At 70.3% G+C, this 829-nt stretch carries 1 protein-coding gene; it reads left to right on the forward strand.

What is annotated here, in order from left to right; translation table 11 throughout:
• Positions 1 to 100: 100 nt before the first annotated feature.
• On the forward strand, positions 101 to 829 hold a 729-nt coding region (locus tag C4313_RS11250; RefSeq protein ID WP_352429946.1), incomplete at its 3' end, for a hypothetical protein.

The following is an 829-nucleotide window of genomic DNA, read 5'->3' on the forward strand; positions in this document are numbered from 1 at the left end:
GCCAAGGTCTACGCGGGGGCGCGGTACGAAGACGGCATCGAGGTCACGGAGAAGGAGGTCGCCGCCTGAGCATTTACACGCTCATGCACGGGAGGTGGTCATGAAGATGCCCAAACACCGCTTCCTGGGAGCCGCGCTGGCGCTCGTCGCGGCCGTTGCCGTGGTGGCCTGGCTGGCCTGGGTCCGCTCGACTTCGCAGGGTGCCCCGACGCCGGTGCCGGAACAAGCGACCATCTGGCTGGAGCAGGCAGCGAACACCTCCTTGAAGGTGCGGCATGTAATCCGGCTCCGTAACCCCTCACCTGGTCAGAGGGCCAGGGGCGAGATCCGCCTCACCCTGCCCTCGCCCGTGGGCCTGGAAGCCTACCTGGACGGCCTGCGCGTCGACGCGCAGGTCGCGGCTGCCGCTGGGCAGGGGCACGTAGCCCTGCCCGTGTCATTTCGTGAAGAAAAGGTCCTCCTAGAGATCGCATACCTCGTGCCGCCCGAGCACCGCATCCTCTCCTGGCAGATCCCCTGGCCCCTGAGCCGCTTGGATGTGATGATCCCGCAAGGCGCCGGCTTGTCGCTGCGCGCGGTCCGCCTGGACGGCAGGCCGCTCCAGGCCACCGCGCCCGGGAAGTACACCGCGGAGTCCGTGCCGGCAGGCGCCGGGCTGGAGGTGGAGCTGGGCCCGGCGGCGGAAGGGTCCCGGGCGCCCGGCCTCCCCCAGCTCGTCGATGCCTGGCACACCGCGATCGGCTTCCGGGTTTCCCGCTCCAGCGAGGAGGCGATCGGGCTGGAGCACGTGGGGGGCGCGCTGCAATCCCATTGCCCACGGCTCGACGGC

This window comes from Thermoflexus sp., assembly GCF_040289485.1.
Lineage (GTDB): Bacteria > Chloroflexota > Anaerolineae > Thermoflexales > Thermoflexaceae > Thermoflexus.